This window comes from Rhizobium sp. TAL182 (assembly GCF_002117725.1).
GTDB classification, from domain to species: Bacteria; Pseudomonadota; Alphaproteobacteria; order Rhizobiales; family Rhizobiaceae; genus Rhizobium; species Rhizobium esperanzae.
Window position 1 is genome coordinate 770,593 of record NZ_CP021024.1, and the last position, 19,104, is coordinate 789,696.

11 protein-coding genes and 1 tRNA gene are annotated in these 19,104 nt (G+C 61.5%); 8 read left to right on the forward strand and 4 right to left on the reverse strand.

What is annotated here, in order from left to right:
- Positions 1-3 precede the first annotated feature (3 nt).
- Positions 4-822: an ABC transporter permease gene (locus Tal182_RS03855; RefSeq protein WP_064809621.1), complete on the forward strand. Its 819-nt coding sequence runs from the start codon at positions 4-6 to the stop codon at positions 820-822.
- A gap of 28 nt (positions 823-850) precedes the next feature.
- On the opposite strand, the gene Tal182_RS03860 is transcribed toward Tal182_RS03855, so the two are convergent.
- A complete protein-coding gene (locus Tal182_RS03860) occupies positions 851-2,743 on the reverse strand; it encodes an AsmA family protein (protein WP_085858113.1) in 1,893 nt (630 codons plus the stop codon).
- A gap of 246 nt (positions 2,744-2,989) precedes the next feature.
- Here Tal182_RS03860 and Tal182_RS03865 point away from each other — a divergent pair, with 246 nt between their 5' ends.
- The gene (locus Tal182_RS03865) at positions 2,990-4,942 is read left to right on the forward strand and encodes an acetoacetate--CoA ligase (RefSeq protein ID WP_085858114.1); all 1,953 of its coding nucleotides are present in this window, start codon (positions 2,990-2,992) and stop codon (positions 4,940-4,942) included.
- A gap of 255 nt (positions 4,943-5,197) precedes the next feature.
- Here the strand turns inward: Tal182_RS03865 and Tal182_RS03870 are convergent, their stop codons facing one another.
- Complete coding sequence (locus tag Tal182_RS03870; RefSeq protein ID WP_085858115.1) at positions 5,198-8,950, reverse strand: ATP-binding protein; 3,753 nt, start codon at positions 8,948-8,950, stop codon at positions 5,198-5,200.
- A 213-nt stretch (positions 8,951-9,163) separates the two neighbouring features.
- Between Tal182_RS03870 and Tal182_RS03875 the strand changes: the two genes are divergently transcribed.
- The 5 genes from Tal182_RS03875 (at position 9,164) to Tal182_RS32100 (ending at position 16,208) form a co-directional block, all read left to right on the forward strand.
- Positions 9,164-9,613, forward strand: coding sequence for a phasin (locus Tal182_RS03875; protein ID WP_011424084.1), 450 nt, complete (start codon positions 9,164-9,166; stop codon positions 9,611-9,613).
- A gap of 130 nt (positions 9,614-9,743) precedes the next feature.
- Positions 9,744-9,820 (forward strand) — tRNA-His (locus Tal182_RS03880).
- A 782-nt stretch (positions 9,821-10,602) separates the two neighbouring features.
- Entirely contained in the window at positions 10,603-15,312 is a 4,710-nt protein-coding gene (locus tag Tal182_RS03885) for a M10 family metallopeptidase C-terminal domain-containing protein (RefSeq protein WP_085858116.1), read from the forward strand.
- A gap of 261 nt (positions 15,313-15,573) precedes the next feature.
- On the forward strand, positions 15,574-16,008 hold the full coding sequence (locus tag Tal182_RS03890) for a DUF4174 domain-containing protein (RefSeq protein ID WP_085858117.1): 435 nt from the start codon (positions 15,574-15,576) through the stop codon (positions 16,006-16,008).
- 32 nt (positions 16,009-16,040) lie between these two features.
- The gene (locus Tal182_RS32100) at positions 16,041-16,208 is read left to right on the forward strand and encodes a hypothetical protein (protein WP_088395265.1); all 168 of its coding nucleotides are present in this window, start codon (positions 16,041-16,043) and stop codon (positions 16,206-16,208) included.
- Here Tal182_RS32100 and Tal182_RS03895 read toward each other — a convergent pair.
- Positions 16,205-17,086: a LysR family transcriptional regulator gene (locus Tal182_RS03895; protein ID WP_085858118.1), complete on the reverse strand. Its 882-nt coding sequence runs from the start codon at positions 17,084-17,086 to the stop codon at positions 16,205-16,207. The two genes, Tal182_RS32100 and Tal182_RS03895, sit on opposite strands and share 4 nt — an antisense overlap.
- Complete coding sequence (locus tag Tal182_RS03900) at positions 17,086-17,397, reverse strand: putative quinol monooxygenase (RefSeq protein ID WP_064800735.1); 312 nt, start codon at positions 17,395-17,397, stop codon at positions 17,086-17,088. The genes Tal182_RS03895 and Tal182_RS03900 overlap by 1 nt, the downstream gene beginning before the upstream one ends.
- Before the next feature lie 165 nt (positions 17,398-17,562).
- On the opposite strand from Tal182_RS03900, the gene Tal182_RS03905 reads away from it, so the two are divergent.
- Positions 17,563-19,059 (forward strand): CoA-acylating methylmalonate-semialdehyde dehydrogenase, encoded by a 1,497-nt coding sequence (locus Tal182_RS03905; protein WP_064800736.1) that lies wholly within the window; start codon positions 17,563-17,565, stop codon positions 19,057-19,059.
- Positions 19,060-19,104 lie beyond the last annotated feature (45 nt).

The window sequence follows — 19,104 nt, forward strand, 5'->3', positions numbered from 1 at the left end:
GCCATGCTGAGATGGACCCGTTTCAACATCATCTCCGTCGTGCTCGGCTTTGCCTTCCTCTACCTGCCGATCGTGCTGCTGGTGGTCTTTTCCTTCAACGAATCGAAGCTCGTGACCGTCTGGGGCGGCTTCTCCACCAAATGGTATGTCTCGCTGCTCTCGAACCAGGCCCTGCTCGACGCCGCCTGGGTGACGATCCGCGTCGGTCTGCTGTCAGCCACCTTCGCGACTATCCTCGGCACGATGGCGGCGCTGACGCTGGTGCGCTACACGCGCTTCGGCGGCCGCATGCTCTTCTCAGGCATGGTCTATGCCCCCCTCGTCATGCCTGAAGTCATCACCGGTCTGTCGCTGCTGCTGCTCTTCGTGGCGATCGGCCTCGACCGCGGCTTCTGGACGATTACGCTGGCGCATACGACGCTGACCATGTGCTTCGTCGCCGTCGTCGTGCAATCACGGCTCTTGAGCTTCGATCAGTCGATCGAGGAAGCCGCGCAGGATCTGGGCGCGCCGCCGGTGCGGACCTTTTTCGAGATCACGCTGCCGATCATCTCGCCGGCGGTGTTTTCGGGCTGGATCCTGGCTTTCACGCTGTCGCTCGACGACCTCGTGATTGCAAGCTTTACCTCCGGCCCCGGCGCAACCACGCTGCCGATGAAGATCTATAGCCAGGTGCGCCTTGGGGTGACGCCCGAGATCAATGCGATCTGCACGATCCTCATCGCCATCGTCGCGGTCGGCGTTATCTGTGCATCCGTGATCACCAAGCGGCGCGAAGTGCAGCGCGAGCGCGACGAGCGGGCGGCCGCCGCCGGCGCCTGAGCCCCTGTCCTATTGGGCGCAAGGTTCTTTATTGCGCGTGGGGCGTGCCGCCGAAAAGCGGAACCGGCGAGATCACCGGGTTCGGCCATGAGCCGCCGACGAAGAACGGCAGAAGCGGCAGCTCTGCCGCCTTGGCCGGATCGGTTGCCTCCAGCGAACCGGAAAGCGCCAGCCCGTTCGACTGATAGGTGATCACGCCGGAAAGCGCCAGCGTCTGCGTCGGCCCGATGACATGGGCGTCATGGATTTCGGCAGAGCCGTTGGCGAAATCGGCTTGAAGGTCCATTTGGTTGAAAGCGAAGGCGCCGCCTGCTGCGGCACTCAGCGGAAAGAACGGTTTTTCGGCGGCCTGCGTCCTGAGCGCGCCGGTGTCAACGCCGGGAATCGTGCCTTCCCTCGTCCAGAAATGCAGCTTGCCGGTGACGTCGGCAAGACCGGCCGTCCAGATCGCCTTCGACGACTGCAGGTCGAGATCGAGCGATCCCGTCGCAAGCGGCAGCGGTCCTTTGAGCTGCAGACGCTCGGCAAGGCCGGCGAAGTCGGCATCGCGGATCGACAGCTGCAGTTTGCCGCCGCCGTCGAAGTCGCGCCGCGTCGCCTCCAGATGCGCCGTCATTTCGCCGCCTTCGAAGCCGCTGTCACCGATGTCGAACTTCGCCTCGCCGCCGGTGACGATCATGCTGGCGCCGACATCGGAAAGCTCGAAGCGGCCCATCTCAGCGCGCCGCGCCGAAAGCCTGACGTCGACGTCGAGCAACTGCAGCGGTTCGCTGATGCCGGCGGAGATGTCATCCGCCTCACCGGCCGCCAATCTCAGGGCGAAAGCATCAAGGAACGGCTTCAGGTTCATCTGGTCGAAGGCGAGCGTGCCGCCGATCTTCGGCCGTCTGCCGGCCCTGGTCGAAAGGTCCATCACGCCAGTGGCGCTCGCCTCGTTCAGCGACAGGCTGAGATCGTTGAAACGCAGCCCGCTGCCCGACGACATGATGTCGGATTCCAGCGAGGCGCTCTTCAGCGTGCCGACGCCGGGGAGCGATCTGCCCGACCATGTCAGAAACGCCGGCACATCAGGAATGCTGACGGCGATATTGCCGGACAGCGCCGAAAGGCTGGCGATGCTGGCGATCCCTTGAAAACGGGCCGTCAGCAGGTTTGACGTCAGCGATGTCCGCGTCTCGGCGCTCTTGCCGGCAAAGGCGAGCAGCGGCTGGCGCGAGGCGAAATCCACCTTCAGGTCCACGCCGTTGATACGGGCGATCACGACAGCCGAGATCGCGCCGGAGAGCCGTGGCCAGCCAATGTCGGCTGTGACGCTGTCGAAATTGTAAGTCTTGGCGCTCTTGACATCGGTGACGGCAAGCGTGCCGTCCTCGACGGTCACCGCACCGATCTCGGCATCGAGAGCGGGATCGAGCATCTCAGCCCCGTTTTCGTAGCGCACGCCGCTAATCGCGCGCGCAAGCAGGCCGGCGTAACTCCAGTCTATCAGGCCATTCTCGTCACGCGTCAGCGCCAGGTTGGGCCGCAGCAGATGGAATTCGTGGAAACTCGTCCGGCCTCTCAGCGCATCGATGAGGCTGAAATCCGCCGACAGGCTTTCAATGCTGCCGAGCAGCTTGTCGCCGCTTTCGCGCGGCTGGCGGATGGTGACCTGGTTCAGCGTGATGCGCGGCGTCGGCCAGAATTCGAGAACCGGAGTGCCCTTGATCTCAGCATGGTAGCCAGTCCATTTCGACAGCGCATCCTCGATGCCGGAGCGCACGAAACCGGTCGTGATGAGATAGGGCGCTGCGACCCTGAGGGCCACGAACAGTGCAAGCGCGATGAGCAGAAGCAGTGTCGACATGCGGGCAAAGGCCGGAAGCCAGCGCGAAACGGGCCCGATCTTCCTGCGCCACCTGCGATGTCTAGACGTACCCATGATCTCCGCCGGTTACCGGTTATGCGCTGATTTCGCCCGATATATGAAATATCCGGCCTATGCAAATCCAATGCATGTCGCCCGGAAGCGTGCAGCGGTTCCGGGACAATGACATCATAAAACGAAGAGCCGACCGCGTCGCATGAATCCGGTTTATGCCAGCGGTTTAGGTTTGGGATCGGGCAGTTGCGCACTTTATAATGCAATGCAGCATGATATAAAGACGGCATTGGGGAGGAGGAATGAATGCAGGATAATAAGCCACTATGGGTGCCCTCGGCCGAGGCGGTCGCAAGAAGCCCGATCCATGCCTTCATCGAGCGCTGCAATGGCGAGTTCGGGCTTTCGCTTTCGGGCTTCGACGATCTGCATGCCTGGTCGGTTGCCGAGCGGGAGAAGTTCTGGTCGACCGTCTGGGATTTCTGCGGCGTGAAGGGAGAGCGCGGCGCAGAGGTCCTCGTCGACGGCGACAGCATGCTCGGCGCCCGCTTTTTTCCCGACGCGACGCTGAATTTCGCCGAAAACCTGCTGCCCGGCCGCGGTGAGGCCGACGCCATCATCTTCCGCGGCGAGGACAAGGCCGAAGACCGTTGGTCGTGGGATCGGTTGCGCGCGCTGGTCTCGAGGCTGCAGCAGGCCTTCGCGGCACGCGGCATCGGCAAGGGCGACCGCATCGCCGCCATGATGCCGAACATCCCGGAGACCGTCGCCGCCATGCTCGCCGCCGCCTCGATCGGCGCCATCTGGTCATCCTGCTCTCCCGATTTCGGCGAGCAGGGTGTGCTCGATCGCTTCGGCCAGATCGGCCCCCGGCTCTTCATCGCCTGCGACGCCTATTGGTACTCCGGCAAGCTGCAGGATGTCGGCTCCAAGGTTGCGGCAGTGGCGAAAAGCCTCGGTGTCCCCACGATCGTCGTTCACTATGCCGGCGATGCCGAGGCGGTGGCGGGCAAGACATCAGGGGCTTCGACGCTGGAAGCCTTCATTGCGCCCTATGAGGCCAGCGAGATCGTATTCACGCCGCTTGCCTTCGGCCATCCGCTCTACATTCTCTTTTCCTCGGGCACGACCGGTGTACCCAAATGCATCGTGCATTCGGCCGGCGGCACACTGCTGCAGCATCTGAAGGAGCACCGTCTGCATTGCGGCCTGCAGGCGGGCGAGAAGCTCTTTTACTTCACCACCTGCGGCTGGATGATGTGGAACTGGCTGGTCAGCGGCCTCGCCAGCGGCGCCACGCTCTGCCTGTTCGACGGCTCGCCCTTTGCACCTCACGGCAATGTGTTGTTCGACTATGCCGAGGCCGAAAAATTTGCGATTTTCGGCACCTCGGCAAAATATATCGATGCGGTGCGCAAGGGCGGGCTGACGCCGCGCAAAAGCCACGATCTCTCAAGCCTCCGGTTGATGACCTCCACCGGCTCGCCGCTGTCACCCGAGGGTTTCACCTTCGTCTATGAGGGCATCAAGCAGGATGTTCAGCTCGCCTCGATCTCCGGCGGCACCGATATCGTTTCCTGTTTCGTGCTCGGCAATCCGCTGCAGCCGGTCTGGCGCGGCGAGATCCAGGGCCCCGGTCTCGGTCTTGCGGTCGACGTCTGGGACGATGATGGCAAGCCGGTGCGCGGCGAGAAGGGCGAACTCGTCTGCACCAAGGCCTTCCCCTCCATGCCTGTCATGTTCTGGAACGACCCAGATGGCGCCAAATATCGCGCCGCCTATTTCGAGCGGTTCGACAATGTCTGGTGCCATGGCGATTTTGCCGAATGGACGGAGCATGGCGGCCTCGTCATCCATGGCCGCTCGGATGCGACGCTCAACCCCGGCGGGGTGCGCATCGGCACGGCCGAGATCTACAATCAGGTGGAACAGATGGACGAGGTGGCCGAGGCGCTGTGCATCGGCCAGGAGTGGGATGACGACGTGCGTGTCATCCTCTTCGTCCGCCTTGCCCCTGGTGTGACGCTGACCGAGGATCTCGTCAAGGCGATCAAGACGCGTATTCGCACCGGCGCGTCGCCGCGCCACGTGCCGGCAAAGATTATCGCGGTAGCCGATATACCCCGCACCAAATCCGGCAAGATCGTCGAGCTTGCAGTGCGTGAGGTGGTTCACGGCAGGCCGGTGAAAAACCAGGAGGCGCTCGCCAACCCCGAAGCGCTGCGGCTCTTCGCTGATTTGAGCGAACTGAGGGACTGATAAACAATCGTAAACCACAAGCTTTCACCATTCAGCAATGCCCTGTCATGGAAACCTTTCGTTAAGAAACCTTTGTCAAAGGTGAAACAACTTGGGGGCCGCACATGAACGAGGCGGCCTGGAGCCTCCGGGCTTACGAAACATGACGTTGATCGACTGAGCTCTTGTTGAACAGCACCCATTCAAGGCAGCCTCTGGCTGCCTTTTTTTTGCCTGCCGTCCAGCCTTCAGGCGGCTCCGCCCCGTCGATAGGGATCAGCCTGCCAGCACGCGCTGCGACGGGAATGTGATCTCGACGAGCGTGCCTTCGTTCGGCGCCGAATTGATCGAGAATGTCGCCCGATTGGCATCCACCATCGCCTTGGTCAGCGGCAGGCCGAGCCCGGTGCCATCGCCGCGATGGCGTGACTGGGTCGAGGAGACCTGGCGGAACGGCTTCATCGCATGATCGAGTTCGGCGCGCGTCATGCCGATGCCGGTATCGCGGACCCTCAACACCACGCTGCCATTCACCTCATAGGAGGTGGAAACGACGATCTGTCCGCCAGACGGGGTAAAGCGGATGGCGTTCGACAGGATGTTGAGCGCGATCTGCTTGATCGAGCGCAGATCGGCTACGACCTCGGGCACCGAATGCGACAGCGCCGTGCGGATGATGACGCGCTGGCCGTTCGCCTGCGGCTGGACGAGGGCGACGGCCTCCGAGACCGCCTCGTTGAGGCCGACGGCGGCGAAGTCAAGATCCATCTCGCCCGCCTCGATCTTCGAAATGTCGAGGAGATCGTTGACAATATCGAGGACGTGCCGGCCGGAGCGGCCGATATCGTTGGCATATTCGATGTAACGGGGATGGCCGATCGGACCGAAGCGCTCACCCGCCATCATGTCGGAAAAGCCGATGATTGCGTTGAGCGGCGTGCGGATTTCATGGCTGACGCGCGCGAGGAAATCGGTCTTGTGGGCGTTGGCGGTTTCAGCCGCGCCCTTGGCGTTGCGCAACTCGTCCTCGGTGCGTTTCCACTGGGTGATATCGCGGATGACGGCGCAATAGCCGTTCGAGGAGGTAAGCCGGCCCATCGTCATGAACAGCGGCACGAAGCCGCCGCCGGCCTCGCGGCCGATCACTTCGCGCCCGTCGTTCAGCACGCTTGCCACGCCGTGGCCGGCAAGGCCGTTCAGATAGTCGAGGACCGCTTTTTGGCTCTCATGGGCAAACAGCATGACGAAGGGTTTACCGCGCGTCTCCTGCTCGTCGTAATTGAACAGCGCGCTCGCCGACCGGTTCATCGAACGGATATCACCCTCGGTGCCGATGACGACCACGCCATCGGTCGCCGTTTCCAGGATCGAGCGCAATTCCTCCACTTCGACCTGAAGCTTGGCGACCTTCTCGACCATCCGTTCCGGACGCGCTTCCGACCGGCCGGTTTCGGCGCGGGCGTCTTCCTTGCGTTCCACCGGCATCAGCGCCAGCATCAGGGCGTTGGCATCTTCCCAGCGCACCGATTGCAGCCGCGCAGTCACCGGTATCAGCGTGTCGTCGGCCTTGACGAGCATCATGGTGCCGGAACCGGCTGCCTTTTCCTCAAGTTCGCGGCGCTGCAGCAGGGCTTCGATACCGCCGACCTCACGCAGCGCGTCGAGCGAGTGGTAGCCCGTCAGCCGCATGAATTCGGGATTGGCATGGATCAGCGCATCGCCGACATGGATAAGCACCGCGACGGGCAATTGGTCGACCGTTCCGGCCGAAAGCCCGTCAATCATCTTCACACGCGGCGGGATGAAGCTTGTGAGAACCTCGATCTGGCTGACCGTCTCCTCGAGCCCTTCCGTCGCCTCGTCCTCGCCGATGGCGTCGGGTTCGTCAGCGGCGTCTTCGCGCAGCGGGTCGACCGCGTTCTCGAAGATTGCCTCCTGCGGCGCCGTCTCCTCGACCGAAGCGGCGTCGACCGTAGCGGCGGGCGTTTCGCCGGTGATGGCTTCGGGCGCCGCTCTTTCTTCGAAGGATGCCGGTTCCGTGGCGGTAGTGCCCGTCGGCGGGGCGTCGGGCTCTTCCCTGCGGGCGCCGAAGGCTTCCAGGCGCTTGGCGATTTCGCGGAAGTTCGCCTGTTCGGCGGCCGTCAATGCGGCGCCTGTGCTGTGAAGCTGTACGACCTTGTCGGTGGAACGGCGATTGGGCGTTTCCACGAGGCGAAGCGGCGGGGGTTCGTCTGCAGCATCGGCCGCCGGCGCTTCACCGGTGCTCTCCTGCATCTCTTCGGCGGCGCTCTCCCGGGCGGGCGGCTCCAAGCCGGCCTCTTCTCCGGTCGCTTCGAAAGGCGTCTCTTCGGTCTGCGGGTGGTCCTCGATCGCGTCCGCCGCGATCGTTTCTGCCGGGACCGCTTCGGGCGCGGCGTCAATGTCGTGTGCCGGTTCGCTGACAGCGTCGGCCGTCGGGCCGAGGCCTGCCGCATCATGGCCAACGCCGTTCGGGCCGAGCGTCAGGCCGAGCGCCAGCGGATCTTCCTGCGCGTCGGAAAGCCTGACGACGCCGAAGCCGCGGAAGCCGTCGAAGTCGCGGTTGCGGGTATAGGTCGGCAGTGCGGCGAGATCGACCGGAACGACAAGGCTGGTGCCTTCGACCGGCCAGAGGATCGTCTTGCCCGACCATGTGTCGCGGCGCGCGAGGGCCTCGGAAATCTTGCCGTCGGGGTCGAGGTTAAAGAGAGCGGCGATATCGCTGAAGGCGGAGCCGATGATGGCGGATGCATGCGGACCGACGGCCTCGGCAAATTCGTGGCTGACCTCGTTGAACCGGCCTTCCGCATCGATCTTCCAGACGAAGCGGGTGGCGCGGCTATTCGGCCTGAAGACGAAACCGGGCTCGGGCGCAAGCGACGGGGCAGGGGGTGCGTCGGAAGCTGCGGTTGCTGCGACGGCCGGCTCTTCGCGCACGGCGTCCGGCGCCTCGTCAAGCGGCATTTGGCGGGTCTCGGCAGGTGTCTCCGCCATCGCGGTCGCTTCCGCCGTCTGGTCGGCCTCATCCATGCCGCTCTCGGTCGCGCCGTCGTTCTCCGCCGCTTCGTCTGCGGCCGGATTCTCGTCGGCAACCGCCGCCTCTGCGGATGTGAGAGCCGCCTCTGCCGGATGTTCCCGGTCGTCAGCGATCTCCTCCAGCGTCTCCTCGACCTCTTCGATCCCCGAGACCGCATCGACGATCTCGCCGAAGCCGGTCGCCGTAGCCGCCTCTTGCCGAGGAAGCTCGGATGACGATGTGCCTTCTTCCCCCGCCGGCGCGTCAGCCGTCTGCGGCGGTGCATCGACTTCGTCGACTACGGGCGCATCGATCGGATCGAGATGACCGATCGCGGTTTCCACGGCAAAAAGCAGATTGAGCGCCGGCTCGTCGCTGAGCCTGCCGACCGCGGCCGGAAGATAACCCCTGCCGGTGGCGACCGGGCGCTTTACCAGGCGGTCGGGATGTGCGCCTGCAAGGTTGATCAAGGCCTTTGCGGTCTCGCCTGATATGGCGAGCGAGGCAAAGCCCGGCGAGGCCGCGATCACCTCGCCATTGGCGCCGATGACAGCCATATGCGTGTCGGGATCATCGAGTCCCTGCAGCATCTGGGCCGCCGCAGCGCCTGCCGTCAGCGGCCTTGCCGATACCGGCACGGAAAACAGAATGGCCTTCTCGCCCGATGAAAGCCGGATCAGTTCGGCGGCCGCCTGCACCTGCGCGCGCTGAAAGCCCTTGGCGACGCGGATCATCAGGCTTCTGTTGTCGCCGATATCGGCGAGCTGACGCGCCGCCGTTTCCAGCTGCCGAAAGGTGATGTCGGTGCGATCGACGCCCTGATCGAGCAGGTCATAGACCGCTGAATGGCTGAAAAGCTCCGCACCTGCGCCGTTTGCCCAGAGCAGGCGGGCAAGATCGGCTGAAAAAAGCACCATGGCTTCGCCGCGCGAAAAGCGTTCCCGCACCCGCGCATGCACGGCGATATCGATGAACGGATATTGGACTGCGGGCATGATCGAACCTTGTCGCTGTCGGCCTTCTAAATTAACGGCTTATTAATAACTGCAGGTCGCATGCCGGTCCAGAACAGCGGGGTGCTTTCAGCCGAAAGGGTTAACGACTTGTGCGTCGCACAATTTATGTTGCAATGCACAATAGAATGCCCTATATAGATGTCATTCGATGATCCCAGGCAGCAACTGCCTTAGCCCAAAGGAATGCGACCCATGGCTACCATAAAGACCGATGACGTTTTTTCAATCGCTTCTTTCGATCCCTCCAAGCTGGCTGAATCCTTCCGCGAATTCGCTGAAAAGGGCGCCCAGCAGTCGAAAGACGCCTATGCCAAGCTGAAGACCGCTGGCGAAGAAGCCGGCAAGACGCTCGAGGCCACCGTTCAGACGGCGCAGGCCGGCACCGTCGAGATCGGCCTGAAGGCGATCGACGTCCTTCGCGTCAACGCCGAAACCTCGCTCTCGCACATGGAAGCACTGCTCGGCGTCAAGTCCGTCGCCGAATTCATCGAGCTGCAGACCTCGTTCCTGCGCAAGCAGGCCGAGCTTGCCGTCGATCAGGCGAAGTCGATGCAGGAAACCACCAAGCAGGTTGCCGAAAAGCTCGCAAAGCCCTCCAAGGAAGCCGCCGAAAAGGCCATGGCGTCCTTCAAGGTCGCCTGATCGGTCGATGCCGATCGGAAACAAAAGGCTGGACCTCGCGTCCAGCCTTTTTGTATATTGACGAGGAATGGGACTTGAATTCATCCTCAAGTCCTCGTATGTGACCCCCGTCGCGTCAAACGTGATTCATGCGGTTGTAGCTCAGTTGGTTAGAGCGCAGGTTTGTGGCACCTGAGGTCGGAGGTTCGAGACCCCCCAACCGTACCATTTCTCCACGCGAACTCCTGTCAGGCAAATCATTTCAGCTAACTTCATTTAGCCGAACATTATCGGTACCGACGTTTAACGGTATCTGGAAATGATTTCCGCACCGAGGCCAGAGCGTCTTGCTGAAAAGCGCGGGCTTTACGTGTGGAATGGCAGACAAAGCCGCGCCTCCTGACAACAAGCAACATCCCGAAGGCAAAATGAGCGGCGCCTAAAGAGAGCCTATGCTTCCGATGGCTAATTTGCTGCTTATTTACCACACCAACTCGAACATTTGAGAAGCACAACCAGCCCGTATGGTGCCATACCGCGGGGTGAGCTACGTATGCGGCACGCAGCAGCAGCGAGGTTCGCATTGCGACAATCCGCCACTCGATCCAGAACGATCCACCAACGCAAACAAAATTGCGGAAGATTCGAACCGCGAAGCCGACCCGCGGCAAGAGAGACGGAGACAACGTTCGGGGGCGCCGAAACAATCCGGACCTCGTTTTCCCGATAGCCTGGAGCCTTATTAAATTTCAGCAGATGACCGTAACTTCAATTTAAGTGCCGTCATGCCAGCAATTGCGAAGGTTCGGATGGGCAGAGCACAGGATCCTTGAATATGTCTTCTAGCCTTTGTTAGAGGTTGCGGAGGAAGCGCTTCATAAGCGCTAGTCGCCAAGATCAAAAACCTTCTCGAACAGAAATAAAGCTTTTAGTTGAATTTCCTCTTCAAATGGAGCAGAGGGAAATCGGCGTTAAGCGCGGCCGAAATGGAATAGGCAGACGGGGATTTTATGACGGACCTCATTACTTCGACGAAGAACGTCATTTCGACTGGGGATCAGAAAGTTGACGGGCTCTTCAGCGGCTCCGCCTGGGACGGAACGATAACCTATGCGTTTCCCACGACCCCGTCATCGTATGACTATAGTGGCGAGAAAAACTATTCTTTCTCGTCAATTTCGTCGCAGCAGAAGTCTCTCGCTTTGTTCTTTATGGAGCAGTCCTATGGGAGCGCGGCAAACGACGGCTTCTCCGTAGAGGGATTTACGAACGCCAACTTTGAGGCCGGAAGTGCGGATACCGCAACGGTGCGGTTCGCTCAATCGTGGCTGCCTCCGACGGCATGGGCTTATACTCCGGATGCCGGCGAGCCGGCAGGCGATGTCTGGTTCGGGACGGAATATGCCGGCACCGAAGATGATCTTCGCTTTCCGAGGTTCGGCAATTATGCAGGCCATACGTTAGCGCACGAGCTGGGTCACGCTCTCGGATTGAAACATGCTCATGAATCGGAGGTTACCAATCCGACGGTCGTTCCGAACGCCTACGACTCGCTCGAATATACGATCATGACCTACCACACGTATGTGGGAGACAGTTTGAGTGGGTACAAGTATGAGCATGATGGCGCGCCGCAAACCTTCATGATGCTCGACATCGCCGCCCTGCAGGAAATGTATGGTGCGGACTACACCACGAACAGTGGCGATACCGTCTACAAATGGAATCCGAACCAGGGCATCACCTATGTCAACGGCGTTGCGGCCATCACGCCCGCTGCCAACCGCATCTTCGCGACAATCTGGGACGGCGGCGGCATCGATACCTATGATTTGAGCGCTTATACCACCGCCCTCAAAATCGACTTGCGAGCAGGGGGGTACTCGGTCTTTTCCCAGGGCCAGTTGGCCGATCTGGGAGGAGGTCCGAATAATGGTTATGCCCGCGGCAACATTTTCAACGCCCTGCTTTATCAGGACAATGTTGCATCGTTGATCGAGAATGTTAAGGCCGGCTCCGGCAACGATACGGTTACGGGGAACGAGGCGGACAATACGCTCTGGGGCAATGCCGGAAATGATTCCCTGACCGGCGATTCCGGTAATGATACGCTCGACGGCGGGACCGGAATCGATAAGCTGTCGGGCGGGGTGGGCGACGACATCTACATCGTCGACAATGCCGGCGACTCCGTGATTGAGAATGCCAATGAGGGGACGGATACGGTCCGGACGAAGCTTTCTTATACACTCAGCACCAACGTCGAAAACCTGACCTACACCGGCACCACCACGTTCATCGGCGAAGGCAATGCGGCGGCCAATGTGATCACCGGCGGGACGGGATCTGATTGGCTTGATGGGGAGGCCGGCGACGACACGCTGATCGGTGGCGCGGGCGACGATACCTATGAGGTCGATAGTCTCGGCGATATCGTGGTCGAGGCGGCCAACGGCGGCACTGACAAGATCCGGACCGATCTTGCTACTTATTCGCTTGCGGACATCGCCAATGTCGAGAACCTATCCTTCGTAGCTAACGGCAATTTTACTGGTACCGGTAATAGCCTCGACAATATAATCACTAGTGGGTTAGGCGACGATACGCTCTCTGGTGGGGCAGGCAACGATACTCTGGACGGTGGCTGGGGAGCTGACACGCTTATCGGTGGGACCGGCAACGATATTTATGTCGCTTACTATGCCGGCGACACTATCATCGAGAACGTCGACGAGGGCATTGACACGGTTCAGACGTATCTTGCGAGCTACACACTGAGCGCCAACGTCGAGAACCTCACGAAAATCGGCTCGGGTTCCTTTGCCGGCACTGGCAACAACCTCAACAACACCATCACCGGCGGCGCGGCCATCGATATTTTGTCGGGCGGTGCCGGTGATGACACCCTGAATGGCGGGGCTGGCGCCGACACGCTGATCGGGGGGACGGGCAACGACACTTACATCGTTGACAACGCGTCCGACGTCGTCACCGAAAACGCCGATGAGGGCATCGATACGGTGCAAACGGCGCTGGCAAGCTACACTCTGGCCGCCAATGTCGACAATCTCACCTATAGCGGCACGGCAGCCTTTACCGGGACGGGCAATAGCCTCGCCAATACGATCCGGGGTGCGGCAGGTGCCGACACCCTGGACGGGAAGGCCGGAGCAGACATACTGCTCGGCGGAGCGGGCAATGACACCTATCTTGTCGATAACGTTGGCGACGTCGTCACTGAAAGGCCGAATGAAGGAGTCGATCTGGTCAAGACGACGTTTTCTTCCTATGCTTTGACCAATAATGTCGAAAACTTGATCTTCATCGGCACCGGTGATTTCGCTGGGACTGGGAATGGTCTCGCGAATACGATCACCGGCGGCGCCGGCAACGACACGCTGGACGGCGGCGTCGGCAACGACACGCTTGACGGTGGTGCCGGCAACGACATCTATGTGGTCGACAGTGCCAGCGACGTGATCAAGGAGGCGGTCGGCGCCGGCACCGACGAAATCCGCACGGCGCTTGCAGCCTATTCGATCGCCGCATTGGTCAATGTCGAGAACCTGACCTATACGGGATCCGCCAACTTCACCGGCACCGGCAATGCGCTTGCCAACACGATCACCGGCGGCGCCGGCAACGATCTGCTGAATGGCGGGGCCGGTACGGACAGCTTGATCGGCGGTGAGGGTGACGACACCTACATTGTCGACAATGCCGACGACATCGTCACCGAAAGCGCCGATGAGGGAGCCGACACGGTTCGCACGACACTGACGAGCTATACGCTTGGCAGCGACGTCGAGAACCTGAGCTTTATCGGCACGGCAGCCTTTGCCGGCACCGGCAATAGCCTCGCCAATACGATCACCGGCGGCGCCGGCAATGACACGCTTGATGGCGCGGCCGGTGCGGACAGCTTGATCGGTGGTGCGGGCAACGACACCTATATCATCGACAATGCCGGCGACATCGTCACCGAAGCAGCCGTCGTCGGTATCGACACGGTTCGCACGACGCTGGCCGCCTACACACTGGGGGCGAATGTCGAGAACCTGCTCTTTACGGGATCCGGCAGCTTCACCGGCACCGGCAATGCGCTCGTCAACACGATCACCGGCGGCGCCGGCAACGACACGCTGGACGGCGGCGTCGGCAACGACACGCTTGACGGTGGTGCCGGCAACGACATCTATGTGGCCGACAGTGCGAGCGACGTGATCAAGGAGGCGGTCGGCGCCGGCACTGACGAAATCCGCACGGCGCTTGCAGCCTATTCGATCGCCGCATTGGTCAATGTCGAGAACCTGACCTATACGGGATCCGCCAACTTCACCGGCACCGGCAATGCGCTTGCCAACACGATCACCGGCGGCGCCGGCAACGATCTGCTGAATGGCGGGGGCGGTGCGGATAGCTTGATCGGCGGTACGGGCAACGACACCTATATCGTCGACCATGTCGGCGACCTCGTCACCGAAGCGGCCGATGAGGGGATCGACACGGTTCGCACGACGCTGGCGAACTACACACTTGGCAGCGATGTCGAGAACCTCACCTACATCAACACGGTAGCCTTTGTCGGAACAGGCAATGATCTCGACAACACGATCACGGGTGGCGCTGCCGCCGATACGCTTTCCGGCGGTGTCGGCAACGATACGCTGAATGGTGGGGGCGGTGCGGATAGCTTGATCGGCGGGGCGGGCGACGACACCTATATCGTCGATCATGCCGGCGACATCGTCACCGAAGCCGCCAGCGCCGGGACCGACACGGTTCGCACGACCCTGGCAAGCTATACGCTTGGCAGCGATGTCGAACATCTCACCTACATCGGCACGGCAGCCTTTGTCGGGATAGGCAATAGCCTCGACAACACGATCACGGGTGGCGCTGCCGCCGATACGCTTGCCGGCGGCGACGGCAACGATACGCTAAATGGTGGAGCCGGGGCCGATCGTTTGATCGGCGGGACGGGCGACGACACCTATATCGTCGACAATGCCGGCGACATGGTCACCGAAGCGGCCGACGCAGGGACCGACACGGTTCGCACGACACTGGCAGGCTATACGCTCGGCAACAATGTCGAGAACCTGACCTATACCGGATCGGCCAACTTCAGCGGCGCCGGCAATGGTCTCGCCAACACGATCACCGGCGGCGCCGGCAATGATACGCTGAATGGCGCGGCAGGTGCGGACACCTTGATCGGTGGTGCGGGCCACGACACCTACATCGTCGATAATGCCGGCGACCTCGTCACCGAAGCCGCCGACGCTGGGACCGACACGGTTCGCACGATACTGGCCTCCTACACGTTGGAGACCAATGTCGAGAACCTCACATTTATCGGAACGGGACCCTTTGCCGGAACAGGGAATGCGCTGGACAACGTTATCGTCGGCGGCAGTGGTTCAAATACACTGACGGGTGGCGCCGGCAACGATACCCTCACTGGGGGGGCGGCAGCCGATGTCTTCGTTTATTCGTCGAACTGGGGCCACGATACGATCACCAACTTCGTGGCAACCGGCTCCGCACATGACGCAATCTCGATCGACCACAACATTTTCGTCGATTGGGAATCGCTTTTTGCGGCAAGCGAGCAGTCCGGGAATGATACAGTTATCATGGCCGATTCCGACAACACCATAACGTTAAGGAATGTCGCTCTTTCAAGCCTGCAGTCGTGGGACTTCTTGTTCGCTTGATCTTTGCTCGGACCGCGCGGCACATTTTTGCCGGGGAGAGGATGAACCCGTAACGGCGTGAGTCAATTCCGGCGGATATTGACGGACGTCGTTGCGGGCGTAGCTCGTTCGATCAACGGTAGGCACGGCAGCGGGATCAGCGGATGTCGCGCAAAAGTGCAGCGCGCAATCTGCAGGTGCGGGCACGAAAACCAGGATCCTGTCGATTAGATGGAACCCGTGCCATCTCGGACCGTTCTCCAAGCTGACGGGAGAATACGCATGTCGAAAACCCTGCTCTACGGCGCGACCAAGATCGACGAGACGAACGGCGCCTATTCGCCGATTGAAAGCCTGGCCGCATTCCAGTGGAAGAATCGCGTCTTCATTCTTTTCGCCGACAGGGACAATGCCCGCGCGGCGCGCCAGGAAAACCAGCTGCTGGCCGACCGCAGCGCGCTCGATGAACGCGATATGGTGGTGCTGAAGGTTTCGGGCGGCAAGGTCCGGGCGCTGTTCGGCGCTGCCGATGGCCTTGACGGCGAAGCGATTCGCTGCGATCTCGATGCGCCGGAGACGGGTGAATTCGCCGCCTTCCTTGTCGGCAAGGACGGCACCGTCAAGCTCAAGGTCAGCGAGCCGATCAACAGTGGCGAGCTCTTCGTCATTATCGACAGTATGCCGCTGCGCGCGGAGATGCTGAAGTCGGACAAATAGCCCCGACGAACATCGCAAACAGGGAGGCGGTCATGTCCGTGCCCAACGAACCCATTCCCGATCAGCCGCCGATGCCGGCACCCGGCTGGAAACCGGTGCCGCCGATCACCGAGCCGGAGCCGGACCGGCTTCCGGACGAGGCGCCTGTTCCAAATCCGGATGAAAACGACGAGCCGGCCAAGCACGTTTCGGAGACTTAAAGGAAGATGTGGCGCTCGGCGCCGACGAGTTCCTGCAGGAAATCGACGACGCTTCTGACGCGAACGAGATCGCGCGCCGTTTCGTGATAGGTCGTCCAATAGGCGCGCCGGATCGAAATGTCAGGCAGGATGCGCTCGAGCTCCGTATACTGCCGGGCGATGTAATCGTGCAGGATGCCGATGCCGGCACCTGATCGCACCGCCTCCGTCTGGCCGATCGCCGTCGAGATTTCGAAGCCGGCGTCCCAGCTGCGCATGACCTCGCCGGAGAAATTCAACGAGGCGGTGAAGATCAGATCCTCGACATAGCCGATGCGCGGATGCGCCTTCAGCGCCTCGACATCGCCCGGTCTGCCGTGTGAGGCGAGGTAGTCGCGCGAGGCATAGAGGCCGAGCGTATAGTCCGTCAGCTTGGAGGAGACGAGCCGGCCCTGTTCGGGACGTTCCAGCGTGATCGCGATATCGGCCTCACGCTGCGACAACGAGAAGGAGCGCGGCACCGGCACGAGCTGGATCTTCAGCTCCGGGTGGCGTTCGATCAGCCTGCCCATGCGGGGTGCCAGAAAGGAGACGCCGAAACCATCAGGCGCGCCGACGCGCACCGTCCCGGCGATCGCCGTGTCGGTGTGGCCGAGATTGGCCTGCACTGCCAGCATTTCGGTTTCCATCCGCTCGGCAGCATTAAGGAAGATGCCACCTTCGGCCGTCAGCTCGCAGCCGTTCGTGCGGCGGACGAAGAGCCGCGTCTTCAGTGCCGCTTCGAGCGACGTCAGCCGGCGCGAAAGCGTGGCGTGGTTAAGCCCCAGGCGTTTCGAAGCGGCAAGGATCTGTCCGGTTCGGGCGACGGCCAGGAAAATGCGAACGTCATCCCAGTTCATCACTTGGCCCGCATTGCAATCGGGTCGACATCGATCAGCGTCAGCGACGTCACCATGCCGGCCGTCTCGCTTTTATATTTGAGGAAATGCGGTGTCCGCAGGTGCGCCTCATAGGCCTCCCGGTCGGCGTAGACTTCGAGAATACGAACGCGGCTTGGAGCTTCGCGGATGGAAACAGCGCTCAGCGAAAGGACGCCGTCTTCCAGAGCGACCGAAGCCTCGATTTCCTCCGCAAGCAATGCGCGATAGGCTTCAAGCCTCTCGGCGGCGATCTCCAGCTCAGCCATTCGCACGACCGGATTTTGGCTCATCGATGGGCCCTCCCTGAGTTTGACTTGTCCGCATGCCGCGCCAAGTTTGGAAGCAGCAGCACCTGCATCGAAACTATAAAACGTGCACAACGGTTGCTTATATCAACGCATTGATTTGTGCAAATTGAAGTGCGATTGTAGGTCATCCAAACAGGAGGAACATCCATGCGTGAGATCGGACATTTCATCGGCGGCAAGCAGGTCGCCGGCACCAGCGGCCGCGTCAGCAACGTCTACAATCCGGCGACCGGCGAAGTGCAGGCGACCGTCGCCCTCGCCAGCGTCGAGGAGCTTCGCGCCGCCGTCGAGAACGCCAAGGCCGCACAGCCGAAATGGGCGGCCACCAACCCGCAGCGCCGCGCTCGCGTCTTCTTCAAGTTCGTCGAGCTCCTGAACAAGCATATGGACGAACTTGCCGAATTGATTTCGAAGGAACACGGCAAGACGATCGAGGACGCCAAGGGCGACGTCGTTCGCGGCCTCGAAGTCTGCGAATTCGTCTGCGGCATCCCGCATCTCGCCAAGGGCGAATTCACCGAGGGCGCGGGTCCGGCGATCGACATGTATTCGATCCGCCAGCCGGTCGGCATCGGTGCCGGCATCACGCCTTTCAACTTCCCCGGCATGATCCCGATGTGGATGTTCGCGCCGGCGATCGCCTGCGGCAATGCCTTCATCCTGAAGCCCTCCGAGCGTGATCCGTCCCTGCCGATCCGTCTCGCCGAACTGATGATCGAAGCCGGTCTTCCGGCCGGCATCCTCAATGTCGTCAACGGCGACAAGGGCGCCGTCGACGCCATCCTCACCGATCCGGATATCGGCGCCGTCTCCTTCGTCGGCTCGACGCCGATCGCCCGCTACGTCTACGGCACGGCGGCGATGAACGGCAAACGCGCCCAGTGCTTCGGCGGCGCGAAGAACCATATGATCATCATGCCGGATGCCGACATGGACCAAGCCGTCAACGCGCTGATGGGCGCCGGCTACGGTTCGGCCGGCGAGCGCTGCATGGCGATCTCGGTTGCCGTTCCGGTCGGCGAGGAGACCGCCAACCGCCTGGTCGAGAAGCTGACGCCGAAGATCGAATCGCTGCGCATCGGCCCTTACACAGACGAGAAGGCCGACATGGGCCCGCTCGTCACCAAGGAAGCCTATAACCGTGTTCGCGGCTTGATCGACCGCGGCATCGAGGAAGGCGCCAAGCTCGTCGTCGACGGCCGCGACTTCAAGCTCCAAGGCTATGAAGACGGCTATTTCGTCGGCGGTTGCCTGTTCGATCACGTCACGCCGGACATGGATATCTACAAGACCGAGATCTTCGGGCCTGTCCTTTCCGTCGTTCGCGCCCAGAACTATGAAGAAGCACTGTCGCTGCCGATGAAGCACGAATACGGCAACGGCGTCGCGATCTACACCCGCGACGGCGACGCCGCCCGCGATTTTGCCTCACGCATCAATATCGGCATGATCGGCGTCAACGTTCCGATCCCGGTTCCGCTCGCCTATCACTCCTTCGGCGGCTGGAAGGCATCGAGCTTCGGCGACCTCAACCAGCACGGCACGGATTCGATCAAGTTCTGGACGAAGACCAAGACCGTCACCGCCCGCTGGCCTTCCGGCATCAAGAGCGGCGCAGAATTCGTCATGCCGACGATGAAGTAATCTGGACGATCACTCGACCTGCAATTCGGGGGCCCTTTGGCCCCC